Source organism: Velazquezella soli, assembly GCF_977018685.1.
The window spans coordinates 286,118-310,071 of record NZ_CDRNXF010000002.1 but is presented as its reverse complement, the minus strand read 5'-3'; the positions used below and the strand labels follow the sequence as shown (position 1 = coordinate 310,071).

The 23,954-nt window shown below is 55.7% G+C and carries 23 protein-coding genes and 1 pseudogene; 7 read left to right on the top strand and 17 right to left on the bottom strand.

What is annotated here, in order from left to right; translation table 11 throughout:
- Positions 1-18 precede the first annotated feature (18 nt).
- From AC0JZ8_RS03280 to AC0JZ8_RS03265, 4 genes and pseudogenes are all read left to right on the top strand, one after another.
- The gene (locus tag AC0JZ8_RS03280) at positions 19-996 is read left to right on the top strand and encodes a tripartite tricarboxylate transporter substrate binding protein (RefSeq protein ID WP_471891752.1); all 978 of its coding nucleotides are present in this window, start codon (positions 19-21) and stop codon (positions 994-996) included.
- Positions 997-1,000: 4 nt separating this feature from the next.
- A complete protein-coding gene (locus AC0JZ8_RS03275) occupies positions 1,001-1,462 on the top strand; it encodes a tripartite tricarboxylate transporter TctB family protein (protein ID WP_325265675.1) in 462 nt (153 codons plus the stop codon).
- A complete protein-coding gene (locus AC0JZ8_RS03270; RefSeq protein WP_471891751.1) occupies positions 1,459-2,967 on the top strand; it encodes a tripartite tricarboxylate transporter permease in 1,509 nt (502 codons plus the stop codon). Before AC0JZ8_RS03275 ends, AC0JZ8_RS03270 begins: the two co-directional genes overlap by 4 nt.
- Positions 2,968-3,134: 167 nt before the next feature.
- Positions 3,135-4,094, top strand: a pseudogene (locus tag AC0JZ8_RS03265) (bile acid:sodium symporter family protein).
- A gap of 205 nt (positions 4,095-4,299) precedes the next feature.
- Here AC0JZ8_RS03265 and AC0JZ8_RS03260 read toward each other — a convergent pair.
- The 3 genes from AC0JZ8_RS03260 to AC0JZ8_RS03250 form a co-directional block, all read right to left on the bottom strand.
- Positions 4,300-5,679 carry a chloride channel protein gene (locus AC0JZ8_RS03260; protein WP_471891750.1) on the bottom strand — a complete coding sequence of 460 codons (1,380 nt, stop codon included), beginning with the start codon at positions 5,677-5,679 and terminating at the stop codon, positions 4,300-4,302.
- A gap of 160 nt (positions 5,680-5,839) precedes the next feature.
- Positions 5,840-6,208, bottom strand: coding sequence for a helix-turn-helix domain-containing protein (locus AC0JZ8_RS03255; RefSeq protein WP_471891780.1), 369 nt, complete (start codon positions 6,206-6,208; stop codon positions 5,840-5,842).
- Between the two features lie 269 nt (positions 6,209-6,477).
- Positions 6,478-6,639 carry a hypothetical protein gene (locus AC0JZ8_RS03250; RefSeq protein ID WP_471891749.1) on the bottom strand — a complete coding sequence of 54 codons (162 nt, stop codon included), beginning with the start codon at positions 6,637-6,639 and terminating at the stop codon, positions 6,478-6,480.
- A 455-nt stretch (positions 6,640-7,094) separates the two neighbouring features.
- Here AC0JZ8_RS03250 and AC0JZ8_RS03245 point away from each other — a divergent pair, with 455 nt between their 5' ends.
- Complete coding sequence (locus tag AC0JZ8_RS03245) at positions 7,095-8,993, top strand: potassium transporter Kup (protein ID WP_471891779.1); 1,899 nt, start codon at positions 7,095-7,097, stop codon at positions 8,991-8,993.
- A gap of 21 nt (positions 8,994-9,014) precedes the next feature.
- Here the strand turns inward: AC0JZ8_RS03245 and AC0JZ8_RS03240 are convergent, their stop codons facing one another.
- The 6 genes from AC0JZ8_RS03240 to AC0JZ8_RS03215 all read right to left on the bottom strand — a co-directional run bounded on the left by AC0JZ8_RS03240 (position 9,015) and on the right by AC0JZ8_RS03215 (position 15,570).
- The gene (locus tag AC0JZ8_RS03240; protein WP_471891778.1) at positions 9,015-10,016 is read right to left on the bottom strand and encodes a YihY/virulence factor BrkB family protein; all 1,002 of its coding nucleotides are present in this window, start codon (positions 10,014-10,016) and stop codon (positions 9,015-9,017) included.
- A gap of 17 nt (positions 10,017-10,033) precedes the next feature.
- The gene (locus AC0JZ8_RS03235; protein WP_471891748.1) at positions 10,034-12,304 is read right to left on the bottom strand and encodes a mechanosensitive ion channel domain-containing protein; all 2,271 of its coding nucleotides are present in this window, start codon (positions 12,302-12,304) and stop codon (positions 10,034-10,036) included.
- A gap of 333 nt (positions 12,305-12,637) precedes the next feature.
- Positions 12,638-13,456 carry a PRC-barrel domain-containing protein gene (locus AC0JZ8_RS03230; protein ID WP_471891747.1) on the bottom strand — a complete coding sequence of 273 codons (819 nt, stop codon included), beginning with the start codon at positions 13,454-13,456 and terminating at the stop codon, positions 12,638-12,640.
- Positions 13,457-13,654: 198 nt separating this feature from the next.
- Positions 13,655-14,965 (bottom strand): DUF2254 domain-containing protein, encoded by a 1,311-nt coding sequence (locus tag AC0JZ8_RS03225; protein WP_471891746.1) that lies wholly within the window; start codon positions 14,963-14,965, stop codon positions 13,655-13,657.
- A gap of 54 nt (positions 14,966-15,019) precedes the next feature.
- Positions 15,020-15,223 carry a hypothetical protein gene (locus AC0JZ8_RS03220; protein ID WP_471891745.1) on the bottom strand — a complete coding sequence of 68 codons (204 nt, stop codon included), beginning with the start codon at positions 15,221-15,223 and terminating at the stop codon, positions 15,020-15,022.
- A 92-nt stretch (positions 15,224-15,315) separates the two neighbouring features.
- Positions 15,316-15,570: a DUF982 domain-containing protein gene (locus tag AC0JZ8_RS03215; protein WP_471891744.1), complete on the bottom strand. Its 255-nt coding sequence runs from the start codon at positions 15,568-15,570 to the stop codon at positions 15,316-15,318.
- A 420-nt stretch (positions 15,571-15,990) separates the two neighbouring features.
- Between AC0JZ8_RS03215 and AC0JZ8_RS03210 the strand changes: the two genes are divergently transcribed.
- Positions 15,991-16,398, top strand: coding sequence for a hypothetical protein (locus tag AC0JZ8_RS03210; protein WP_471891743.1), 408 nt, complete (start codon positions 15,991-15,993; stop codon positions 16,396-16,398).
- A 41-nt stretch (positions 16,399-16,439) separates the two neighbouring features.
- On the opposite strand, the gene AC0JZ8_RS03205 is transcribed toward AC0JZ8_RS03210, so the two are convergent.
- From AC0JZ8_RS03205 to AC0JZ8_RS03190, 4 genes are all read right to left on the bottom strand, one after another.
- Positions 16,440-17,405, bottom strand: coding sequence for a cation diffusion facilitator family transporter (locus AC0JZ8_RS03205; RefSeq protein ID WP_471891742.1), 966 nt, complete (start codon positions 17,403-17,405; stop codon positions 16,440-16,442).
- A gap of 11 nt (positions 17,406-17,416) precedes the next feature.
- Entirely contained in the window at positions 17,417-17,845 is a 429-nt protein-coding gene (locus AC0JZ8_RS03200; protein WP_471891741.1) for a DUF2238 domain-containing protein, read from the bottom strand.
- Positions 17,846-17,933: 88 nt separating this feature from the next.
- Entirely contained in the window at positions 17,934-18,125 is a 192-nt protein-coding gene (locus tag AC0JZ8_RS03195; protein WP_471891740.1) for a CsbD family protein, read from the bottom strand.
- Between the two features lie 108 nt (positions 18,126-18,233).
- Positions 18,234-19,493, bottom strand: a complete 1,260-nt coding sequence (locus AC0JZ8_RS03190) for a cation:proton antiporter (RefSeq protein ID WP_471891739.1) — start codon at positions 19,491-19,493, stop codon at positions 18,234-18,236.
- Between the two features lie 142 nt (positions 19,494-19,635).
- Between AC0JZ8_RS03190 and AC0JZ8_RS03185 the strand changes: the two genes are divergently transcribed.
- The gene (locus tag AC0JZ8_RS03185) at positions 19,636-20,166 is read left to right on the top strand and encodes a DUF421 domain-containing protein (protein ID WP_471891738.1); all 531 of its coding nucleotides are present in this window, start codon (positions 19,636-19,638) and stop codon (positions 20,164-20,166) included.
- Here AC0JZ8_RS03185 and cyoD read toward each other — a convergent pair.
- From cyoD to cyoA, 4 genes are read right to left on the bottom strand one after another with little or no spacing between them, the layout of a single operon-like run.
- The gene (gene cyoD, locus AC0JZ8_RS03180) at positions 20,123-20,509 is read right to left on the bottom strand and encodes a cytochrome o ubiquinol oxidase subunit IV (protein ID WP_471891737.1); all 387 of its coding nucleotides are present in this window, start codon (positions 20,507-20,509) and stop codon (positions 20,123-20,125) included. The two genes, AC0JZ8_RS03185 and cyoD, sit on opposite strands and share 44 nt — an antisense overlap.
- Complete coding sequence (locus tag AC0JZ8_RS03175) at positions 20,509-21,123, bottom strand: cytochrome c oxidase subunit 3 (protein WP_471891736.1); 615 nt, start codon at positions 21,121-21,123, stop codon at positions 20,509-20,511. The genes cyoD and AC0JZ8_RS03175 overlap by 1 nt, the downstream gene beginning before the upstream one ends.
- A complete protein-coding gene (gene cyoB, locus AC0JZ8_RS03170) occupies positions 21,120-23,087 on the bottom strand; it encodes a cytochrome o ubiquinol oxidase subunit I (protein WP_471891735.1) in 1,968 nt (655 codons plus the stop codon). Before cyoB ends, AC0JZ8_RS03175 begins: the two co-directional genes overlap by 4 nt.
- The gene (gene cyoA, locus AC0JZ8_RS03165) at positions 23,088-23,927 is read right to left on the bottom strand and encodes a ubiquinol oxidase subunit II (protein ID WP_471891734.1); all 840 of its coding nucleotides are present in this window, start codon (positions 23,925-23,927) and stop codon (positions 23,088-23,090) included. It abuts the gene before it with no gap.
- Positions 23,928-23,954 lie beyond the last annotated feature (27 nt).

The window sequence follows — 23,954 nt, the reverse complement described above, 5'->3', positions numbered from 1 at the left end:
ATAGAGGAGGAGAAACCAATGCCATTGCTTAAATCACTGATAATATCGGCCGCCGTCCTTGGCGTATCCGCAGGTACAGTTGTTGCGGAATATCCGGAGAAAGCAATTACGCTCATCGTTCCTTGGGCCGCTGGCGGCGGTACGGATGCGATTGCACGCCTTCTGGCCGGTGGTTTGGAGAAGGAACTCGGTGTTTCGGTCAACGTCGTCAACAAGCCCGGCGGCGGTTCCGTCATCGGCCATTCGGAAATGCTGTCGACTAAACCTGACGGCTATACGTTGGGCTTCGCGACAGCTGAGCTCGCAAGCTTCTATTGGGCTGGCCAGAGCCAGTACAAGGCAACAGATTTCAATCCAATCGCTCTTGTGAACTTTGACTCTGGCGCCTTCCACGTATCGACGTCTGGTGACTGGAAGGATGTCAAATCCGCTCTCGCGGATATCAAGTCGAAGCCGACCGGCACCTACACCGTGACCGGCACGAGCACAGGCGCAGCCTACCACCTGGCATTTGCCGGGTTCTTGAAAGCAAATGGGGTCGATCCGCTTTCGGTTACGCTCGTGCCGTCGCAAGGTGCTGCACCTGGTTTCCAGGAACTGGCGGCAGGGGGCTCAAATGTCGTTTTGTCTTCGCTACCTGAAGGCATCGCGATGATGCAGGCGGGGAAGACAAAGCCGCTGACCGTGTTTGCCGAAAAGCGCATCGCAGCGTTTCCGGATGTACCGACTGCCGAAGAAGCAACGGGCGTAGCGTTCAGCGGTGGCACCTGGCGTGGGGTGGTTGGACCTCAGAAGCTTCCTGCGGACATCCAGAAGAAACTCAGCGATGCTGTCGTCAAGGTGGCCAGCTCTGAAGACTTCGTGAAGTTCATGAACGATAAAGGATTTGGCATCCGCGTTCTTGATACAGCGGGCTTCGGACAGTTTCTGACCGAGCAATACACTCAGGTTGGTACAATCATGAACGATCTGGGCATCGCCCAGCGCAAGGAGTAGTACAATGCGCCTGCCCGACTTCTGGACGGGCCTGGCCTTTGCAATCTTTGGCGTCACCATTGCATTGCTGGCACAAGGCTTTCACGTTTCGGCAGGCGCGGCCTCCCCAAAACTTCTTCCGACGATCATTGGAAGCATCATGGCCGTCTTGGGCGGCCTGATCGCGTTGCGCGGCTGGCGTAACGCAGGGGACGTTGCGATGCCTGCATGGATTTCATCACCGCGGCAGATGGCGCTGATCGCCTTCATTCCGGTGGCTATCATCGCCTATGCAGTACTTGCACCGGTGCTTGGGTCGATGATTATGGCGGTTGTCATCGTGACCGCGCATTGTCTACTCTACGGAGTCAAGCCGCTCACCGCAGCGATTGTAGGAGTCGCAGCTGGGTTGGTTGTCTCACTCCTGTTCAGTCACCTGCTCGGAATACCATTGCCACAGGGCATTCTAGAGGAGATGATCGGATGACGGGTTTTCTTGATGGGCTTGCCCTCGTGATGCAGGTCGATGTGCTCGTGACAATGCTCGTCTCGGCCATGTTTGGGCTCTTCGTTGGCATGATTCCGGGGCTTAGTGCGACCATGGCCGTAGCATTGCTGGTGCCTGTGGCATTTACGCTTTCGCCGGTCGCCGCCCTCGCCACGATCATTACCTGCTCAGGTATGGCTATGTTCGCGGGCGACATTCCCGCCGCCTTCCTGCGTATCCCTGGGACGCCTGCATCTGCTGCGTATACTAGCGACATGAATGACTTAACGCGCTCTGGCCGTCTCGGCGATGCGCTTGGGATGTCTGTGATGTCCTCTGCCATCGGCGGCATCATGGGCACGGTCGTTTTGATGTTCGGCGCGCCGTTCCTCGCAGATTTTGCTATGAACTTCTCGAGCTACGAGTATTTCTGGCTCGCATTGCTTGGTCTGTCCTGCGCCACTCTGGTGGCAGGCGATGACGCGCTCAAAGGCTGGATCTCGCTGATGCTGGGTCTATTTCTGTCCGTCGTCGGCCTTGATTTCGTCACCGGAACCCAGCGGTACACGTTCGGGAACATGAACCTCCAAGGAGGTATTGGATTCATTCCGGTGATGATCGGCGCCTTCGCGTTGGCCGAAATTTTCCGAAAAGCCTCAAGTTTCGATGGTAGCAGCCTTGATGCTTCGATTAAAATTACGGGTCGGCCATATCCGAGCGCGGCATCGCTCTGGCGCGAGCGTAAACATATCGCCCGCGGTGGCGTGATTGGCACTCTCGTCGGTGCTTTGCCAGGCGCCGGGGCCGACATTGCGGCTTGGGTGACTTATGCGGTATCGAAACGCTTCGCCCGTGAACCGAAGCTATTCGGCAAGGGGTCTTCCGAAGGCGTGGCGGGGGCGGCTTCAGCAAATAACGCTGCTTTGTCTGGCTCTTATGTGCCAACTTTGGTTTTTGGCATTCCAGGAGATTCGATTACGGCTATCGTCGTCGGTGTGCTGATCCTCAAGGGAATACAACCGGGACCGCTTGTCTTCGTCAATTCGGCTGACATGGTCAACGCGATCTACATCATCTTCTTGCTGGCAAATATCATTTTGATCCCGCTTGGCATCGCCTCCATCTATCTTGGCCGGTTCGTCATTTCTGTCCGTGAGCAGATCCTTTACCCACTGATCCTATTGCTGTGCATCTACGGGACCTATGCCGTTAGTAACAATATATTTGAGTTGTGGGTTGTGCTGGTCATCGGCCTCGTCGTCTGGATCATGCAGGAAAATGAGTATCCCGCGGCGCCGCTCATTCTCGGACTCGTCTTGGGGCAGGTGGTCGAGCAGAACTTCATGTCTTCGATCATTAAAGCGAACGGCAACTACATCAACTTCTTCAACCGTCCGATTTCAGGGACGCTTGGTGTGGTGACTCTGATTGTCTGGAGCTATCCAGTCATTGCTGCAATCCGTAGACGACACTCGGGTTCCTCGGCAGATGACACGGGAACTTAAGTATGTACGATTTTCGGTCCAGACGTTTGGATTACAATTCGCAACTTAGGTGTATGAATGACCTTTCATATGACCAATGTAGTCGTTGCTAGCTTATCCTAGCCTTGACACCACAACGCACCCGACTAGGACCCCCGTGACGAATTGCGGAAGTATGGGAGTAGGGCATGAAATCAATAGCAAGCGTATCGGCATCTGTAGGCAAGACGTTCGCCGTTTGGGTGATTCTTTTTGCGTTTCTGGGGTTCTTTTTCCCTGATACGTTCAAACAGATCGTTCCCTTTATCGTAACACTACTGTCGATCATTATGTTCGGTATGGGCCTGACCTTTTCGGTCGATGATTTCCGTGAAGTCGTGAAGCGTCCGGTAGACGTGGGTATTGGCGTCTTCTGTCAGTTTCTAATCATGCCCCTTCTCGCCGTTCTTCTCACGCAGATCATTCCGATGTCCCCAGAAGTAGCGGCCGGTGTTATTCTGGTCGGTTGTTGCCCAGGCGGAACCTCTTCCAATGTGATGACATATCTTTCAAAGGGCGACGTGGCCTTGTCGGTTGCCTGCACGTCGGTGACAACGCTTGCCGCGCCATTGGTGACGCCATTTTTGGTTTGGCTATTTGCCAGCCAGTTCCTTCCGGTCGATGGATGGGCGATGTTTTTAAGCATCGTCAAGGTCGTGCTCATGCCGCTAGCTCTTGGTGCCCTCATGCAAAGATTGCTTCCCGGTGTAGTCAAGGCGGCAGTTCCTGCGCTGCCACTCATCAGCGTCATCGGTATCGTGTTGATTGTTTCAGCCGTTGTCGGGGCCTCGAAGGGCGCGATCGTGCAGTCTGGCTTAATGATCTTTGCGGTCGTCGTTCTTCACAATGGTTTAGGTTATTTGCTCGGGTATTTTGCAGCAAGAGCAAGTGGAATGTCTCTTGCTACGCGCAAGGCGATCGCCATCGAGGTGGGAATGCAAAATTCGGGGCTTGGTGCGGCATAGGCCACGGCATATTTTTCGCCTCTTGCCGCCGTCCCAAGCGCCATTTTCAGCGTTTGGCACACTATCTCCGGCGCGCTTTTGGCTAATTGGTTTTCGGGGAAGGTTGAGGAGGATACGCAAGTCGGATCCGAGCGGCCGATCTGACAAAGGCGATTGTAGGTTTGCAGCATGCTTGAGAGCTAGGCGCGAGTGCCAAAGGCTTGTGTGCGCAATTCCTCAGTCACCACCTTGTCTGAGATTCTAGGGATGACAGTAGAGAGACCAGCAATACGGCCTCGTTCTGCCAGCATACGAAACCCAGGTCGCTTTGAGCCACAATGTCACACTGTATTGAGTTAGGCCAATATCGCTATAAATTGTTGGTTCGATCACGTCCCTGCTGTTCGTTCACCGCCGCATGGTTCTTCGCACGTTTGGCACGCATCGCCGCTGCAATGAAATTGCGTGAGAGACCGTGATAGAGCGGCTCGCGCGAGAGGACGCGCGAAGTGAGATATCCCAGCATAGACACAGCCATGATTGGGATAACGGCCTGACGATCTCCGGTCATTTCCAGAATGATGACGAAGGCTGTCATAGGGGCCTGGACGACCCCGGCGAAGTATCCGGCCATGCCGAGAATAGCCGCAAGCGCTATACTTGTTCCAAGAAGTGATCCAACGGTGCTGCCGAAACCCGCGCCCACAGCGAGTGACGGGGCGAATATGCCGCCTGGGATTCCAGACATCATCGACAGGAAACTCGCCAACAGTTTCTCAGCAAAAAACAGCGATTGTGTAGGGTGACCTTCAATCGCACCATGCGCTTGATCATAGCTTGTGCCGAAGGTATCACCGCCAGACACGACACCGACGACGGCTACGCCGAGCCCACATATGCCCGCGAGCAGAATCATGCGCTTACGAGGGGAGGGCTGAGCCCATCGACGAATGCGGATACCCGAGTACAGTGCGAACCCGCTAAACGCGGCGCCGAGCATGCCGCCGCCGATCCCGCAAATCGGCACAAGCAGCCAATCTATGACATTGAAAGGAGCAGCCGTCGCCGTCCCGAAATAGTTGTAATTACCCGACAGGCCGAGTGCTGCAAGGCCCGACAAGATGACCGCCGTCAGTACGATTCCGTTGGCGCGTGATTCATAGGCCCGGCTCATTTCCTCGATCGCAAAGACTATACCTGCAAGCGGCGTGTTGAATGCTGCTGCGATACCGGCGGCAGAGCCTGCCAGAATGAGCCCTCGCGCCTGGGCCATTCCACCAAAGCGGGCTGCGGCTAACATAAAGGAAGCACCTACCTGAACTGTTGGACCTTCTCGTCCGATTGAGGCACCGCAAAGAAGCCCGAGGACCGTCAAGCCAATCTTGCCAAATGCAATACGGAGTGACAGGAGAGCCGAGCGGTCTACCTCGTCATGCAGGTGCCTAGCAGCAATGGCTTGGGGGATTCCGCTTCCTTGGGAGTTTGGAAAGAAAGTTATCGCGAGCCAAGCGGACAGGATAAAGCCGAGCGGTGTTACGACAAGCGGCAGGAGAGCGGTACGACCAGCCGACGTCGTGATCCCTAAGAAAGCGTTCTGCGCCATGTCGGCGACCCAAGCAAACGCAACGCTCGTCACTCCGATTGCCATCGCCCCAGTCCAAAAGATCAGACGAGGTTTCCACAGTTTGAACGATCCGCGAAACAGGCGAGATCGCCGTATGAGTTTAGACTTGCGATAGGAGATGGACATTCTGCCTGCCGGTTATAAAGGGATCGCAGGCTTATCGGCTCAGCCGAACAATGATGCAAGCATTCAGGACGATATCGAGCTCGATCACTGGGCCGAAACGACCTCACTCGCAATTGACTTTGGGCTATAATGGATACAAGGAGGACGGAACCGCCGAGCGCTACGCGTCTGTACCACCGCTGTGGTCCTCGGATTGTCCGGGTGGAATCACGAGTAGGAGCGATAGTACCTTCGACCGTATCGAACGCGGAAGCTTACTCATTGCGTCGATGACGTCGTATCCCTCTTTGCTCGATCTGTAAGACTGTTGACGTTCGAGGTTTGCCATGGATTCTCCAGCCATCTTGTCGCTAAGAGCAAAATCCTCGAAGAAGTACGTTATTGGCGTCTCAAGAGCGATCGCTATCTCGTAGAGCTTCGACGTGCTTATACGGTTCGTCCCTCGCTCATATTTCTGCACTTGCTGGAATGTAATCCCCAACCCGTCCGCGAGGTTTGTTTGAGACATTCCTACCTCGTTGCGCCGCATCCGGACGCGTTGGCCCACGTGGATATCGACAGGGTGCGGGCCCCCAGTGCTCGTTTTGCCTCGGCTCATCAGTCCCTCGTGTTTCAATCGCGACTCAACGAGAGCCAAGCTGCCCATAGCACAGGCGTTCCTGGATTACATTCGATAGAGGCGCTAACTGTCTCTTATGTCTCGAATTGACCCGGCGGTGAGCAGAAGGTCAGTTTGCCACACCTGGTGCAAGTTTAATGTTGAACGCAAAACTGACTGTGGCGACGGATCGACCTTGTTCATCGCTGATATACCTGCAAATTCTCAGGCAGTGGGAAGTGTTTACAGACAAACTGGGCGAGTGCGTTTACGCCTGTCTCAATGGCCTCGTGCGGATTCATTGCTTCAATCTCAACTTCCGCATCTTTGCCGTCCATAATGTGCAAATTGAACTTTGGCATCTGCTCTCCAATCGTGCGGCTTGCCTCAGCGTCCCAGCATACTACAATTTAGCAGGTACATTGTTCAAGAATTCCTGCAAAGGTTGCCGCAAGCATAGCGATTGGGATGCTGAGACGTGGTCGATCGGAGACCCACATCTTGGTTCAAGCGACGTAGCCGTAGGTCGTCGCTTTCTAGGCGCGGGTATGCGTCTCTGAGTTTCTGCTATGCTGTACAGCGCCCCATGCTCGGCGCAGTGCTTCTCCAAGACAGTCCACCGCTGGACGAGCCTTCTTCACGAGCTTGCCCGTCGCCGGGCCGGCCTTTCAGGTCCAAATGCACGCACTCCTTGTGGAGTTTAATATTGATACTTTATATTTCGACGGCGACTAGCTTTTATGCTAGAGACGCGTGTCTTGCACAATTGCATCCAAAGTACCTCTGATAACGAGAATTGTTTTTGACCTCCACGCAGATGCGAGTCGATGATCCCGAGATTCAGGGATCTCATGCCAAGACAGAATCCTTTCCACTTCTCGTGCTGGGCGCTCTTGGTGTCGTCTACGGTGATATTGGGACAAGCCCCCTCTACGCCTTTCGTGAAGCTTTGCATGCATCAGGGCAGGTCCCCGATGCGGTTGTAGGCAGTGAAGTGATGGGCCTTCTATCTCTGATCGTTTGGGCGCTGACCATCGTTGTGACAATCAAATATGTCGGGTTCGTTCTTCGAGCCGATAACAAGGGCGAGGGCGGCACCTTGTCCCTGATGACTTTGGCCAGGGAAAGCCTGACGGGTCGGCCGATCTGGGTGCTGGTTCTTGGCATCGCGGGTGCTTCGCTATTCTTGGGCGATGCGATCATCACACCTGCAATTTCAGTATTATCTGCGGTCGAAGGGTTGAAGGTTGTCGCACCGGCTCTTTCGCAGTGGGTTGTGCCGATCACGCTCGCAATTATCGTGGCGCTGTTTCTCGTGCAAAGGTTCGGGACTGGAAGTGTCGCAATCGTCTTCGGCCCGATCACAGCCTTATGGTTTCTGGTATTGGGGGTTTCGGGGCTCGCCCACATTATCGAAGCTCCGGGAATTCTCGCCGCGCTCAACCCCTACTACGGTGCTGCCTTTCTCGTATTTCACATTGACATCGCGATTGTTATCCTGGGTAGCGTGTTTCTGGCAGTCACAGGCGCCGAGGCTCTATATGTCGATCTTGGCCATTTTGGCCGTCGCCCGATCGTTGTCGCCTGGTTCTTACTCGTCTTTCCCTGCCTTCTCCTGAACTATTTCGGCCAGGGTGCCTTCATCTTCACCCACCCGGAAAGTGTGGAGCATCCGTTTTTCGAGATGCAACCAGAATGGGCGAGGCTGCCGATGGTTATCCTGGCGACCGCGGCCACGGTCATCGCCAGCCAGGCCGTGATTTCCGGGGCCTATTCGCTCATTCGTCAAGCGATGCACCTCAATCTTTTGCCTCGGTTTCACGTTCGCCATACTTCGGAAACGCAGGCCGGACAGATTTATCTTCCGCAGATCAACATGCTGCTGATGATCGCGGTAATCATTCTCGTCGTTAATTTCAGGAGCTCGAGCGCCCTTTCCGCAGCCTACGGAATTGCGGTAACCGGAGAGATGCTGATCACGGCAATCCTCCTCTTCGTCGTGATGAGGCGCATCTGGGCATGGAGGCTGTGGACCACGTTGTTCATCCTGACGCCGCTGATGATCATCGACGTTGGGTTTTTCGTGTCCAATGTTGCAAAATTTGGGCAGGGCGGATGGGTACCAGTAGTCGTGGCCATCCTGATCGCGTTTCTCATGCAGACCTGGATGTCAGGGCGACAGCTATTGGCGAAGCGCACCAAAGCCGATGAAATTTCGTTGGATACTCTCATGGCAAGTCTGGCGAAGAAAGATCTACCAACAGTTTCTGGCACCGCGATCTTCATGACCAGCGAGGTTGAAGGCGCTCCGACCGCATTGCTCCACAGCCTTAAACACTACAAAGTCCTCCACGAAAACAACGTCATTCTCAGTGTCGTCACGTCGTCGTCGCCATTTGTGCCGGATGACGAAAAGATTTTCTTTGAAAGTTTCAATCCGCTGTTCAGCAGGGCGGTTATAACCTTTGGATACATGGAGACGCCAAACATTCCGAAGGCTCTCATTCTCGCTCGTAAGCTCGGCTGGAAGTTCGATATCATGTCGACGTCGTTCTTTTTGTCGCGACGGACGCTCATCCCCTCTGCCAAGGGTGGCATGCCCTTTTGGCAGGACCGGGTTTTTATCGCGCTGGCTGACAACGCCAGCAACGCAACTGAGTATTTCAAGCTGCCGACCGGTCGTGTGGTCGAGCTTGGGATCCAGAACACTATTTAAGCGAAACGCCGGGCAGCAGAGCTATTCTACTGCATCACCCACGTTATCAGCTACGTACGCCCCGCGTTTTCCCATTGGTCGTGGCGCGCCGATCGTTGTGTCGATTGTGGTCTGATGCTCGAGTTCTGAATTGATCTCGGCCCCGAGGATCAGGATGATCACCGAAATCCAGATCCAGACCATGAAGCCGATGAGCGCGCCAAGCGTGCCGTAGGTCGCATTGTAGTCGGCGAAATTTTCGATGTAGAAGGAAAAAGCGATGGAAGCGACCAACCAGAGGATCGTGCTGAATGCCGTGCCCCAGTTGAGCCACCGTAATTTCGCAGGGTGACGGCTTGGGCCGTAGCGGTAGACCATCGTTATGCCGATGCCAACGAGAAGCAGCAGTAGCGGCCAGCGCGCCAGCTTTGCCAGAAGCTCCGTCCATTGGTCCAGCCAGATAAGGCTGAGCACCACCGGCACGACCGCGACGGCGGTGATTAGTGCGATAGCGATGATCAGCGCGCCGAAAGTGAAGCCGAGCGAGACAAGATTTAGCCAGATGAAACTGCGCTCTTCCCTTTCGCCGTAGGCGATATTCATGGCGTCGAACAGGGCCTTGATGCCGTTGTTGGCGCTCCATAGCGCGATCAGGAAACCCGTTATCACGCCGAAACTCAGCGTTGAGTTCTTCTGTTGCGAGAGTGAATCAAGCTGCCCAAGGATGAGGTCGAAGGCGCCCGGAGGAAATACCGTCGACAGGAACGCGATGTGTTTCGAGATCGTCGCGGGGTCCGATATCACCCCATAGAGAGAAACCAGAGCGCCGAGTGCCGGAAACATTGCCAACAGCAGATAATAGGTGACGCCCGCGGCAATCAACGTGACGCGATCTTCAGAAAATTCGGAGACCGTCCGCCAGAATACATCACGCAGCCCTCGGGATGGTATCTGACCCGGCTTTTCAGCCAATCGGCCGCGTTCGACGTCGGCCGGAACGAGATTTGGGTCGCTCGATGTTGCATCGGAAGCAAAGGTGTTTATTGGGGAGGTCGGTCGGGTCAATTCTCGAGATCCTCAGCATCGGAGGGCGTTTGGGAAATGACCGACGATGCGCCGGTCTTTTTTTCTGCGTCTCTTGACTTGTCCCCGCGGATCGCGACGAAAGCGGGCGGTGCGTCTCCGCTCTTATCCACGCCAAAGTAGATTGTCTGATGTGGGAACGGGATCTCAATGCCATGAGCGTCGAAGACACGTTTGACTGCTCCGTTCAGCGCACGGCCAACGCCCCACTGCTTGCCGGGCAAGGTTTTGATACGAACGCGGACGATGACCGCGCTGTCGGCCAGCTCCTGCACTCCAAACCACTCCATGTCGCCGATAATCAGATCCCTGATGGAGGGGTCGGCACGCAGTTCCTCGAAGGCTTCAAAGAGTGCCGCACGAGCATCTTCGACCTCTTCCCGATAGGCTATGCCGATATCTCCGACGTGATAGGAGAAGTCGCGCATTAGGTTTGTGACCATCTCCACGGAGGAAAAAGAGATGATATGATAGGCGCCGCGAACGTCGCGGAGGCTGACGGAGCGGATCGTCAGGCGCTCGACGGTTCCCGTCGTGCTGCCGACCGTTATGACATCGCCAACATTGATGGCGTTCTCAAGCTGAATGAACACACCGTTAATGACGTCCTGCACGAGTTTTTGGGCACCGAATCCGATTGCAAGACCCAGAACGCCGGCTGAGGCGAGAAGCGGAGCGATATCGAGGCCCATCTGCGACAGTGAAAACATCAGTGCAATCACGACGATGGCGATCGTTGCGGCATTGCGCAGCAGTGACAGGAGTGTGGTTTCCCGCGACGTCGCGATCGAGCCAAATGCCGGGTTCAGGCGATAGTCGACCCATGAGGTGAGGGCGAGCCAAATAACGTAGGCGGTAAGCAGGATAAAAAAGACTGACGCAACCGCCCCGGTAAAGGCAAGCCCGAGCCGTGACCGAAAGAGGGCGACCAGATCAAAAACACCGATCACCGACAGAACGACACCGATGACAGCCGCTAGGATAACGAGGCGCAGAATGGTCAGAAAGCGCGGCACAAGCCCGTTTACACGCCGTTCGAGGAGCGGAAGTCTTTGGTTGACGTTCTCGGGGAGTGTAACGCCCTTCGTCACGGCGTGGGCCAACCAGTCGGCCACTACGAAGCCAACAATCATCGCTCCAAAAGCCTGTGCACTTGCAACGAGGACGATAAACAGACGTTCGGCCGGGCCGATCAGAACCACAAAAAACAAGAAGGCGAGATAGGCCAGGACCGGCCAGTGCCAACGCCGCGCGATAAATCGCACCCGCCTGTGGCGGGGCCGATTGTCGGGTGTCTCAAGCAGCCACCCCGCTACGGCTTGACGACTCGAAAGCGTTGCAATGATCGCGATGACGAGGGCTGTTAGAGCCACCAGCGCGGAGATCGCCTGCCCAGAAGCCAGCGAGATCGACTGTGTGAGGATCGGTTGCAGCAACAGCTGTCCATATCCGAGAATGCTGATGATCAACGTGAGAATCCGGCTCGTCCGTCGGGCTGCGCCATCAGACACTCGTATAAGTCTCAGTTCAGACGTTGCGGGCGACAAAATCGTCCGCATCGCAACCTTGGCCAGTTGCACGACAGTGAACGCATTGAGGTATAGCGTCTGCTGAATATCCATTCGCCCGAGATCACCAAAGACCGTCAAGGCGGCGAGATACCCCGCCCCCCAGGCGAGTACGACGATACCAGTATCTATGGCGGCGGAGGCCGCCACCAGAACCAGTCTCTCGAAGAACCCCGCCGATAGCGCTCGCCTGCCGAATGTTCGGTCGATCCGTCTTGTCACCATTCTTGATACCGCAAAAACCCCGTAGGTAACGACGATAACCAGCGCGAGATTTCGAAGCGCTATCAGAACGACTTCTGCCTCAGTACCGTTCAAGCTGGAAAAGGACGAGGGAGCAGCGGCGAGCTGTTGCCCGAATATGACCACCGAGGTCACCGCTTTCTCGGCGAAAGAGCGCGTCACTGTTGCGATCCTGCTCCCGATCGAAGCATCCAGGGCAGGAGTGACAGGCTGACGAACCTCGTTTTCGTTAGCCGGTCGCGACGCTTTCTCCAGTTCGATCAGCAACGCCTCGCGGGCCTTGTCGTCGCGCAAGACGTCGATCAGGTTCTTGAGCTTAGCATCCGTCGTTTGATGCTCGGGCGGTTGCGATGTCACGGGCATTTGAGCGCGTGTGAGATCACAGGAGCAGAAAAACAAGAGAAGACAGAGAAATAGTCGGTGGGTCGTGGCCGGCATTCAATTCCTCAATGTCCGACAAGACGAACGGCTTTCAGAGATATTAGCACAGGTAGGGGATCGCGGGGGAAGTCAACTGTGGCGCGCCTTGCGGTCTGGGCGCCTAGATTCTGGTGTATGAGCAGAAGGATGTGGTTCGAGAAATTCAATCAGACATTTCCGCATCCTGAACGACCGGCCAGCGCAGCATAGGCTTTGTATGCTCGTGAGAGACGTGCCCAATCGCCGGTCAGGATCGGCTCGAACGCAGTAGACCCCGACCCTGTCGTTCCTATTGTTTCATGACCCAAAGCAGGATGACGCCGGTCCCTGAATGGACCGGCGTCACGATGGTTAGTTGGTATATTCAGGCTGCGCCTTCAGCTTTTCCTTGGTGGCATCGACATACACCCTGACGTCGTCGCCCTTTTCGTTGCGCATGATGTTGGCCTGATCGAGAGGCACGGCGATACGATGTTCTCCCATCCCGAGAAAGCCACCAATATCCAGCACCAACTGCTTGACCGTTCCGTCAGCGTTGAGAACCAGCTTGTCGACCTCACCAATATCCTCGTCCTTGGCGCCGTAAACATGCGCTCCGGTCAGAGTTTCAGAGGTGAGTTCCTTCATGTCCGATGCGCGGTAGCCGTCCCGCTTGACGTCCGGGCGCATCATCGCGGTGTTGCCAGCCATTCCGGTCTGGGCCGGAGTTGTCGCAGCCGCCGTATTGTTCGCCATCGTGGTCGTCGGCGCCTTGTACGCGGGCGCATCAGTCAGCATCTGCTTATTGGCATTGACGACGAGGAAATAGTCGTCTGGGCCGTCACCATCGCGCACGAACTTCACGTCCTTCATCGCAATGGCGACGTCCTTTTCGCCAATGCCAAGGAACCCGCCGACACCAAGGACAACTGCCTTCACTTCACCCTGCCGGCTGAGGATCACTTCGTTGACCTCACCGATATCGTCCCAGTCCTTCTCAGCACCGGACTTGACCATCATGTCCGCCGTCATCGGCGTTTCGGTCGCATAAAGGCGCATGCCGATGAACTTGGATGCCATAATGTCGGTTGGCTGCTGCTGGTACATTGCCATCGGCGCCATAGTCGCCGCGTAAGCGGTTCCGCTAAGCAGGGCTGCGGCGAGGGCTGTGGTTACAAGAAACTTTCTCATAGGTATCTCCTAGATTTTTCGGTTGGCCCGATCGCAAAAAGTGCAACGGAGATTTTTTGCACCGCGATAACACAACAAATTCGTTTTGAGATGAACGAGCTGGATGAACTCCGCTTACTGCAAACTGATAAGGTCTCGAATAGTTCCGACATTTGTTCAAGACAACTGACGCGAGCAAACGAAAGGCGCGCGAGGCTTTCAGGCCGACAAGAGACCGAGCGGACCCTGATCCCGCATCGTCAAGAATGTCGCGTGTCGCTCTTTGACCGCATCCTGATCCGCCGGCCCCGTAATGGTTCGTATGGCATCGCTCACCACCAATTCGGCATGGCGGGTCAAGGTTTGCAGGCGGATGATATCGTGTTCGCAACTGACGACGGAGGTCAATACGTCGAGCATCCGGATCATCACTGCCGTGCTTCCGGACCCGTTCTGGCGAATCATGTGAAACATCGCATCGACCAGACCATCGTAATCGACGCTCGGCGTCACAAGCAAAAGTCGATCATCCTTCACGGTGACACCCGTGGGGAGATAGCGAGGGACCAGGTCGCAAAGGGCCGCGCCGAGCCGGTCTATGACACTCATGGCCGTATGCGGGTCATTGACGCCTGGAGACAGCGCCCGAACCGCAACTTCCACCAGTTGACGTATCGGGAACTCGAGATCGGCTGGGCTCCCACGATGGCCGGCAAGCGCGGTCGCATTACGGATCGCATTCTCGCTTCCTTCAACGTTTGGCTTGATCAGGGCGATGGGTGCACCGGGAAAGACGTAGTCTCCTGGACGCACCAGCAAGAGGATGGACGTCTTGTGCTCATCGGCCCACTTGGCAAGTCCGGATCGATCGAGCTGCTGCAGATATCCGCTGCGGCTATCGACCACTGGGTGGGCGTCGTGCCAGGTTGCCTTCGGCGGCGGTGCTGGTGCAGGTTGTTCAACGGTCAGGGCCGCAATCGCATCGCGCACGTCCTCGCTTACAAGGCCAATGACCGTATCGACATTGATCCGCCCGGCCATATGGCCGACGAAATAAATCAGCGTTCCGACGCAGACGAACGCCAGCAGGATGCCGAAAGAAAGCGACAAATGCGGTACGAATGCACCTTCGTCCTGAGTACGGACGGTGCGAAGGACCATGAGGGCATAGGAGAAAGTCCCGAGATAGGCACCAAGAGTTGCCTGGTTGCCGCGGTCCTTGACGAAGTTGCGCAGGAGGCGAGGGCCCATCTGTCCGGCCGCGAGCGACAGGGCAGCAATGGTGATCGAGAACACCGTACCTGCCACGCCGATCGTTGATGATGCGACAGCGCCAAGCAACGTCCGTGCTCCGGTTCCGCCGCCATTATAAAGGAAAGGGCTGTTGAGCACCCAACCAGGCAAAAGGCCCGATGCGTCGATCCTGACCATACCGATCGCTAGCAGGATGCCGCCGAGCGTCATCAAAGCCGGCACGAGCCAGAAAGTTTCGGTGAGATCGGTGAGAAATTTTCTGAGGCGTGCCTTCAAATCGGTCGATCCCAAGCGAGGTCAAAGCGGGCAACCAGAGCCGCCCAGGCGAATTTATCCCTTGGGCAAAGCATAGGCGATGATGGCGTCCCCGGCTTTTGTACCGGTTGAACCATGTCCGCCAGCCACGACGACAAGATACTGGCGACCGTCAGCCCCGAGATAGGTCGAGGGTGTTGCCTGCCCGCCGCCCGGAAGCCGGTCGCGCCAGATTTCCTTGCCGGTTTTAAGGTCATAACCTCTAACATAATAGTCCATCGTTCCACTTAAGGAGGCCCGGCCTCCCTTCCCTTGGTGATGATTGGCCCGCCGATAAGTTTTATCGCCATGCGCGCACCGAGTATAGAAGGCTATGCGCGAACATTTGCTTCGATCGCCGCAGCAAACAATGCCTCTTTTGCGACCTGCATCGGCAAGGTCCCCTCGGATGCAGCTTTGCACGCCTGCATCGCGGCTTCATGTAGAGGGCCTCGTTCCGCCGGCCACCTTCGCATGAGGTAATGGAGCGCTTCCGATGTACTTTGAACCGTTTCAGACGATCCATAACCAATCCTCACCAGCACAGCCGTTTGCCATGTCGCTGTCGATGCGATGTCAGTGTTCATCCTCTTTCCTCCCTAACGTGGTTGATAAAATCAATATTCATTTGCGCGTTTCAACCCGTTCGGAGCTGTCAGATATTGCGTTGATAGCTAAAGCTTGCCCAACTATGAATAACGGGGATGGTTGATGGCTTGGTCCAAATAACGCTGTAGTTTCGTCTGTGAGGAATACCTTGATGCGCTGGCTTTAACAGACGGTTATGGCATCCAACAAAGAGGTTAGCATAAACATATGTTATAATTCAGTACTGAGGAAATTAAATTGTGCTAACGGGTTATTTACTGGAATAAAATTATCACCGCCCTATTTCAAACGTATTCCCGGAAGCCAACCCTTCATTTAAATCCTAGTTGGCAGTGGAGAGGGTAGCGACAAAGCAACCGCGCTTTTTTTGCAGGATGGGGAAGTGAAAGGACATGATGATGTCTGATAAGCCAACATTCTCGACGCGATTTGAAAATTACAAACCAACCAAGACGCTGTGGTTCTGGTCGATGGTCGGGATAGCGGTCGTCACTATGGTGGTGGGCTTCACCGCCGGGGGCTGGACGACAGGGGGCACTGCCACAAAGATGGCGGCGACATCTGCGAGTGAAGCCACTGCGAAACTGGCATCATCGATCTGCGTGCAGAAGTTTGCAGCTTCTCCCGACGCAGTCGAGAACCTTGCTGCTCTCAAAGATACGTCGTCCTGGCAGCGCGATGACTATATCGAAAAGGGCGGGTGGATGACGATTGCCGGCGTCGATAAGGTCGATGGTGGAGCCGACCTTTGCGCCCAGAAGCTAGTCGACATGAAGGAAATGCCTGCGGCCGCTCCCGCCATCTGATCCGGCATAGTGCGATAAAAACTCGACAGCCCCGGCAAACATTAGCTTTCGCCGGGGCTGTCTCCTTGACTGGTATTTCGCCGCAGGTCAGACAGATGATCGTCCTTGGCTTGCACCTCCAAGAACAACTGCCGGATGGCGGGATAAGCCCGCTTGATCTGCCTTTCCATAATTCGCACGGCATCCTCAACGGCCGACAATGTTTGCTCATCGCGAAAATCGAGACTGACCGCGACAAGAATGTCGCTAGGACCGAGGTGGATCGTTTTGAGTTCATTGATCCCTGCGATTGCCGGATGAGCGAGAATGAGATCACGTACTTCCGCCACAAGCTTGGGCGAAGCAGCTTCGCCGGTCAGAAGACTCTTCGACTCTCGCGCAAGCATGGCGGCAGTGACGGCCAGCACCAACGATATGAGCAAGGACGCGGCCCCATCCGACCAGGTTACGTCAAAGACGTCGGCTGCGATCGTACCGACAAGGGCAATCACCAGACCCACAAGAGCCGCGCTGTCTTCAAACAGCACTGTGAAGACCGTCGGATCTTTCGACTGTGCAATGGCTGCGGACAGGCCTGTCGTATCACGATGGGCATTGAACTCCTTCAGGGCAATCCCCCAGGTCGTGCCCTCGAACACCATGGACGCCGCAAGTACACCATAGTTCCACCAGACATCTTTCAGAGGAGCCGGATCCATCAACTTGGATATACCCTCATAAAACGCCACACCGGCGCCCAGACCAAAAATCAGCACGGCCACGACGAAACTCCAGAAATAGAGTTCCGGTCCATGGCCGAACGGATGCTGCTTGTCGGCGGGCCTTGCAGCCCGCTTCAACCCGTAGAGAAGCAAGCCCTGATTGCCGGTATCGACACTGGAATGGATAGCCTCCGACAACATTGCCGACGAGCCGGTAAAGGCGGCAGCCACAAACTTTGTGACTGCGATCAGCGTGTTGCCCGCCAATGCCGCCCAGATGACAAAGGATGAGCCTTTAGCGTTCATCTGCAGTCCCTTTATAGATCGGTGTAGGGGCCTGGGGCCGCCGTCGTTAGTACAGTCATGACGGCGGCTGTCGCCAAGGCAGAGCCTATGGCATCCATGATGATATCGAGGATGGTGTCGTACTTTCCCTTGATCGAGTCGACGACTGTATAAAGGTCGAACCCCCACTCGATGATTTCCCACAACGCGCCAATGGCAATCCCTGTGCTCGTCAAGAGACAAAAAACTATGATCGGGCGGGCGTGATCGGGACGAATGGTCGGCGCGATGAGGAACAAGATGCCCCAAAACGTCATTGCGAAAAGCGTGCCGCAATGGAGGACGCGGTCAAACCACCAGACATACGAATAAAGATCGAGCGCATAACCCAAGACATTGAAAATCAGCGCTATAGCAATGAAGCACCACGCCAGGACGCGGCCGAACACGGAGGCGCTCATTTGAAACTTTCGACGGCACTCTTTAAACGGTGCGATGAATAAGCTTGAGGAAGTCCGCCGCAGCGTGAGCTCCGGCGGACGTGGACCATCAGGCTTTATCGACGGTCTTTTTCACAGCGTCTTTTGCCTCGCCCTTTGCCTGCTGGGCATCGCCCTTGACTTCCTGAGCCGTACCCTTCGCCTGCATTTCCTTGTCGTCCATTGCGTCGCCGACGCCGTGACGTGCCTTGCCGGCCAGTTCGTTCGCCTTGCCGGATACCTTGTCTGAGGTGCTTCCCATGGTAATCTCCTTGAGGAGAGCGGAATTGTCTCCTCGCCGTGAACCGGTGGGATGTCGAGTTGTTCCATCGCGGTTGAGGGAATAAATCATGCTGCTCGATCTGATAGGTCAGGTATCCCGCTTGAGGATCGTCTTCCTCGCCAAAATACCAAGGGTCGATCCCTGAACGATGATGCTGAACAGCACGACGGCATATGTGGCGGCAAGGATGACGGATTTCGACGGACTGTCCGGTACGGAGAGGGCAAGGGCGACGGAAATACCACCCCGGATCCCGGCCCAAGTCAGGAAGGGTACGTTTCGGGTCGACATGAGCTCGCCAGACCACGAAACCACCGCCGGAACGCCGACAGCCGCCAGTCTGGCAAACAGGACGATCGGAATTGTTATGGCGGCAATCACCATTGCCGTGACGTCGAACTTCAGGACAAGAACTTCAAGGCCGATCAGCAGAAACAGGACCGAGTTGAGGATTTCATCGATCAGGGTCCAGAGGCCGAACACGTAGGTTTGAGTTCGATCGCTCATCGCCTTACGCGGCGCGTGATACCCGATGAGAAGGCCCGCGGCGACGACCGCCAAGGGACCGCTGAGGTGTAATCTCTGGGCGATCGCGTAGGTAGCGGTGACCAGGGCGAGGGATATCAAAACCTCGACTGCGTAATCATCGATCAGCCGCATGGCCCAATAGGCGATGCCACCTGTAACGACCCCAAGCAGAAGCCCGCCCCCGGCTTCAACGACGAGGAGTTCTGAGATTGCCGACACGGTCGTTCGTTCACCCGTGTCGCCTGTGGCGAATAGAAGCATGACCGTAAACACTACGATACCGACGCCGTCATTGAACAGCGACTCGCCCTGCATCTCTACCTCGAGGCTTTGGGGCACCTTGACGTTTTTGAGGGTGGCGAGAACAGCAACCGGGTCTGTCGGACTGATCAACGCGCCGAACACCATGGCCCAGGCGAGGGGTAATGGCTGGCCGATGAGCATTGCTGTCAGCCAAAATCCAGCACCGACTATAAAGGTGGAGACGACCGTACCGAACGTCGCCAGAATTGCGACAGGTGCTGCTCGTTCGCGCAGTTTACCGAGATCCACGTGGAGCGAACCGGCAAACAGCAGAAACGCCAGCATTCCATCCATCACCACAGTGCTGAAATCGATTTGAAGCAAGGCATTGGTGAGTGCATCGAATAGGTGGCGATCGGGAACTGCGGCGTCGATGATAACAAGGATCAGAGATGCGGCCACGCTCATCACCAGCAGGCCGATCGTATGGGGCATCGGCAGATATTTGTGATTGATCCAGCCAAGCAGGGCGGAAAGGGTCAGCAGCACGGCGGAAAGTTCAAAGATCGACAGCACCGGGCCATTCCTTTGTGATAAGCTGATAATCTAGCAGGTTCTACGCAAATGCGACGAAGTCATTCCGCGGACGGATAGGTCACGGAAGCCACGGCCTCTCGCCGCCGTCGCGGCTTTGCACCAGCGCATGAAAGAGGTGAAAATGTTGTTCGACAATTGGGCTGGTATCGTCCGGATCCTCATCGTTGGGCCGGTTGCCTATGCGGCTCTTGTCGTCATGCTACGTGTTTCAGGCAAGCGAACGCTGACAAAACTGAATGCCTTTGACCTGGTGGTCACGGTCGCATTAGGTTCGGTCCTTGCAACCGTCATTCTGAGCAAATCGGTCCCCTTGCTCGAGGGCATTCTGGCGCTCGCTCTTCTCATCGGATTGCAATTTGCAATAACTTGGCTGTCCGTGCGTGTCGGTTGGGTCGACAAACTGGTGAAGAGCGAACCGACGCTGGTGTTCAGCAATGGTTCGTTCCTCGATGGGCCGTTGCGACGACAAAGACTGACCGAAGCTGAAATCGTTTCAGCGATGAGAGCTTCAGGACATGCAGATGCCCAGGACGTGGCCGCGGTCATCCTGGAAACCGACGGATCGCTAAGTGTGCTGGCGAAAATGCCCTCTTTGCCCCTGAACTCCCTCAATGCTGCATCTCCATCATCTCGTCAGAGGGCATCATGTTGATGTTCAGATTGTACATGATCAGCAGAGATCCGAATACGACAAGACCGACGACGAAGACGCCGAACGCCAGAGCCAAAGTGTTGTTGGTGTCATCTGGCCCTGTCGAGATATGGAGGAAAAACACCAGGTGCACGCCCATTTGGCCGATGGCAAGCGCTGCAAGCAGGATCGGGATGGCCGGCCCATAGACCATATCGGTCTGGGCTGCCCAGAAAGATGCAAGGGTCAGAATAAAGGCCAGAGCAAGACCGATTAGATATTGCCTGATCGAGCTTTCGGTTTCGCGATGTTCTCCCGGTGCACGGTCATTTGCAGTCGAGTGGCTTTTGCCGTGATCCTCCATCAATGCGCTCCCAGATAAACGATCGTGAACACGCCGACCCAGACGATATCGAGCGCGTGCCAAAAGAGGCCGAAACAAAAAAGCCGCCGTATCACCATCGGGCGCAAGCCCAATGTTGCGACCTGCAGAACCATTAGGAGGAGCGCTCCCAGACCGACTGCCACATGCAACCCGTGGGCGCCGACCAGGCCGAAGAATGCCGACAGAAAGGCGCTGCGTGACGGACCTGCCCCTTGCGCCAAAAGATCGGCAAATTCCCACAATTCAAGGCCGATAAATGCCGTGCCCAATGCGAATGTGAAAAACGCTGCGACATAGATGATCCAGGCTTGCCTACGCTCTGCGCCGATCGTCATCAGGCCGCAGGCAAAACTCGACAGCAGCAGGCAGGTGGTTTCGATGAAGGTATGGCTCCGGCTGAACAATTCGGCTCCGGATGGCCCTCCTGCCGTCTCTCGCGAGAGGACTGCATAAGCGGCAAACAGCGCGGCAAACACAACGATATCGCTGAGCAGAAACAACCAGAACCCAAAGCGGACGACGATGTCCCTGGATGCGGGACCGCGCTGTGACAGTGGGATGGCGTCAGAATTTGGCGACTGGGCAACGCTCATATCGGCCTCGCTTCATGACTGTCGGTGACAAGGTCAGCGTCGGCTTCCACCTCGTGCTCGTTCGACGCTCGCCAACCGTGGATCAGAACCGCTGTCAGTATTCCAGCGAAGCCGATGAGCGCCAGCCACCAGATGTGCCAGATGAGCGCAAAGCCCATCATCACGGAAAAGAACGATATGACAAATCCCAGCATGGAGTTGTCGGGCATCTCGAACGGTGTCCGGCCCTGCCTTCCGTCCCCAGTTCCATCGGTTGACTGTTTGACGTTCCAGAATGCGTCATTGCCTTCGACCACCGGAAGCATGGCGAAATTGTAGGAGGGCGGTGGTGACGACGTCGACCATTCCAGCGTTCGCCCATTCCAGGGATCGCCGCTGGTATCACGGTTTTCGTTGCGGGTGCGGATACTGACGATCAGTTGCACCACCGTGAGGATAATACCGACGAGGATGAGTGCTGCGCCTGCAAGCGCGACAATCATCAACGGCCGCCAGGTTGGATCGTCGTAATGCTGCATCCTCCTTGTCGCGCCCATCAGTCCAAGAACATAGAGCGGCATGAACGCCAGATAAAAGCCGACAAGCCAGCACCAGAAGATCGCTTTGCCGATGGGCTCGTTCAACGTGAAGCCAAAGGATTTTGGAAACCAGTAGGTGTAGCCGGCAAACGCGCCGAACAGCACGCCGCCGATGATGACATTATGAAAGTGGGCAACCAGAAACAGGCTGTTGTGAAGGACAAAGTCTACCGGCGGGATCGCAAGCAACACGCCGCTCATACCGCCGATAACGAACGTTACCATGAAGCCGAGCGCCCAGTAGAGGGGGACGCTGAACCGGATCTGCCCGCCGTAGAGAGTAAACATCCAGTTGAAGATTTTGACGCCGGTCGGCACGGCGATGATCATCGTCATGATACCAAAGAAGCCATTGACATCAGCGCCGGCCCCCATTGTGAAAAAATGATGCAGCCACACCAGGAACGACAATATGCAGATGGCCATCGTGGCAATCACCATCGACCGGTAGCCGAACACCGGTTTGCTGGAAAATGTCGCGATGACCTCGGAGAATATCCCGAAGGCGGGCAAGATTAGGATGTAGACCTCCGGGTGTCCCCATGCCCAGATCAGGTTGATGTACATCATGGCGTTGCCGCCGAGCTCGTTGGTGAAGAAGTGGAAACCGAGATACCGGTCGAGGATCAGCATCGCGAAGGTGGCGGTCAGGATCGGGAAGGCTGCAATGATCAAGAGGTTCGAAGCCAGCGCTGTCCAGCAGAAGATTGGCATTCGCATGTAACCCATGCCGGGCGCCCGCATCTTAAGGATGGTGGTTGTGAGATTGATCCCGGAGAGCAACGTGCCGACGCCGGAAATCTGCAGTGCCCAAAGGTAATAGTCGACCCCGACCCCTGGCGAGTAGGTGAGTTCCGACAAGGGCGGGTAGACAAGCCATCCGGTTTTGGCAAATTCGCCGATTACAAGCGACATATTGACCAGAAGCACGCCCGCCGCCGTCAGCCAGAAGCTCACTGAATTGAGGACGGGAAAGGCGACGTCGCGCACGCCGAGTTGAAGTGGGACGGCAAAATTCATCAGCCCGATCATGAAAGTCATCGCCACGAAGAAGATCATGATCGTGCCGTGGGCTGAGAAAATCTGATTGTAATGCTCAGGCGGCAGATAGCCCTGAGCGCCGTTGGCGGCGAGTGCCAGTTGTGTCCTCATCATGATGGCATCAACGAAGCCACGAACCAGCATGATAAGTGCAAGGCCACAGTACATCACCCCGATGTGCTTGTGGTCGACACTGGTGATCCATTCTTTCCAAAGGTATGGCCACCAACCTTTCCAACTGATCCACCCCATAAGTGCAGCCATGCCAACTATGACCGCTATACCGGCCGTGAGCGGAATGGGCTGTCCGAGCGGAAGTGCATCCCAGCTGAGTTTGCCGAACATTCAGTGGATCTCCCGATGGGCAGGGATCGAACTCACGTGATCAGTCTCCTTCTCGCGGTCCCTGAATGCACCGACAGCAGCATCGAAAAGCCCCTTTTCCGTAGATGAGAATGTTTTCGGACTGGCCGTCGCCTTCGCCTGCTCAAGCTGCACATAGGCGGCCTTGTCCAAAGGAGATCCTGATTGCCGAACCGAAGCAATCCATCCGTTAAAGTCATCGTCCGAGACGGACTTCACGGTAAAGGTCATGTCCGAAAAGCCGGCGCCGCTGAACTGCGCGGAAATGCCAGTAAACTCGCCCGGCCGATCAGCCTGAAGGCTGACTTGTGTGACCATACCCGCCATCGTGTAGATCTGGCTCCCCAACTGAGGCACGAAAAAGCTGTTCATCACCGACGACGATGTCAGCGAAAAGTGGATGGGACGACCCGCCGGAATTGTGAGCTGGTTGACACTGGCGATGCCATCGTCCGGATAAATGAACAGCCATTTCCAGTCCATCGAGATGACCTGGACTTCGACGGGCTTCTGGTCTGAAGTGAAGGGCTTGAAGGGATCGACATCATGAGAGCCAATCCAGGCTATCCCGCCGAGGAAAAGCACGATGAGGGTAGGTATTGACCAGACAATCAGTTCGATGCGGCCTGAATAAGACCAGTCCGGGAGGTACTTCGCTTTTGCGTTGCTAGCCCTGAACCACCAAGCAAAAACGAGTGTGCCGATGATTACGGGCACGATTACCGCCAACATGATCAGTGTGGCGTTGAGCAATATCGTTCGTTCCGCGGCTGCGATGGGGCCTTGAGGCGCAAGGATGCCGGACTGAAGCGCATTATTCATTGAAGGATCGAACCCTGCGAGCCGCGC

Excerpts from the sequence above, each read along its gene's own strand:
- cyoB (WP_471891735.1), bottom strand. The coding sequence starts at position 23,087 with ATGTTCGGCAAACTCAGCTGGGATGCACTTCCGCTCGGACAGCCCATT.
- AC0JZ8_RS03235 (WP_471891748.1), bottom strand. The coding sequence starts at position 12,304 with ATGCCGGCCACGACCCACCGACTATTTCTCTGTCTTCTCTTGTTTTTC.
- AC0JZ8_RS03210 (WP_471891743.1), top strand. The coding sequence starts at position 15,991 with ATGTCTGATAAGCCAACATTCTCGACGCGATTTGAAAATTACAAACCA.
- AC0JZ8_RS03245 (WP_471891779.1), top strand. The coding sequence starts at position 7,095 with ATGCGAGTCGATGATCCCGAGATTCAGGGATCTCATGCCAAGACAGAA.
- cyoD (WP_471891737.1), bottom strand. The coding sequence starts at position 20,509 with ATGGAGGATCACGGCAAAAGCCACTCGACTGCAAATGACCGTGCACCG.
- cyoA (WP_471891734.1), bottom strand. The coding sequence starts at position 23,927 with ATGAATAATGCGCTTCAGTCCGGCATCCTTGCGCCTCAAGGCCCCATC.
- AC0JZ8_RS03230 (WP_471891747.1), bottom strand. The coding sequence starts at position 13,456 with ATGAGAAAGTTTCTTGTAACCACAGCCCTCGCCGCAGCCCTGCTTAGC.
- AC0JZ8_RS03220 (WP_471891745.1), bottom strand. The coding sequence starts at position 15,223 with ATGGACTATTATGTTAGAGGTTATGACCTTAAAACCGGCAAGGAAATC.
- AC0JZ8_RS03250 (WP_471891749.1), bottom strand. The coding sequence starts at position 6,639 with ATGCCAAAGTTCAATTTGCACATTATGGACGGCAAAGATGCGGAAGTT.
- AC0JZ8_RS03270 (WP_471891751.1), top strand. The coding sequence starts at position 1,459 with ATGACGGGTTTTCTTGATGGGCTTGCCCTCGTGATGCAGGTCGATGTG.
- AC0JZ8_RS03175 (WP_471891736.1), bottom strand. The coding sequence starts at position 21,123 with ATGAGCGTTGCCCAGTCGCCAAATTCTGACGCCATCCCACTGTCACAG.
- AC0JZ8_RS03205 (WP_471891742.1), bottom strand. The coding sequence starts at position 17,405 with ATGAACGCTAAAGGCTCATCCTTTGTCATCTGGGCGGCATTGGCGGGC.
- AC0JZ8_RS03195 (WP_471891740.1), bottom strand. The coding sequence starts at position 18,125 with ATGGGAAGCACCTCAGACAAGGTATCCGGCAAGGCGAACGAACTGGCC.
- AC0JZ8_RS03185 (WP_471891738.1), top strand. The coding sequence starts at position 19,636 with ATGTTGTTCGACAATTGGGCTGGTATCGTCCGGATCCTCATCGTTGGG.
- AC0JZ8_RS03215 (WP_471891744.1), bottom strand. The coding sequence starts at position 15,570 with ATGAACACTGACATCGCATCGACAGCGACATGGCAAACGGCTGTGCTG.
- AC0JZ8_RS03255 (WP_471891780.1), bottom strand. The coding sequence starts at position 6,208 with ATGCGGCGCAACGAGGTAGGAATGTCTCAAACAAACCTCGCGGACGGG.
- AC0JZ8_RS03260 (WP_471891750.1), bottom strand. The coding sequence starts at position 5,679 with ATGTCCATCTCCTATCGCAAGTCTAAACTCATACGGCGATCTCGCCTG.
- AC0JZ8_RS03275 (WP_325265675.1), top strand. The coding sequence starts at position 1,001 with ATGCGCCTGCCCGACTTCTGGACGGGCCTGGCCTTTGCAATCTTTGGC.
- AC0JZ8_RS03200 (WP_471891741.1), bottom strand. The coding sequence starts at position 17,845 with ATGAGCGCCTCCGTGTTCGGCCGCGTCCTGGCGTGGTGCTTCATTGCT.
- AC0JZ8_RS03280 (WP_471891752.1), top strand. The coding sequence starts at position 19 with ATGCCATTGCTTAAATCACTGATAATATCGGCCGCCGTCCTTGGCGTA.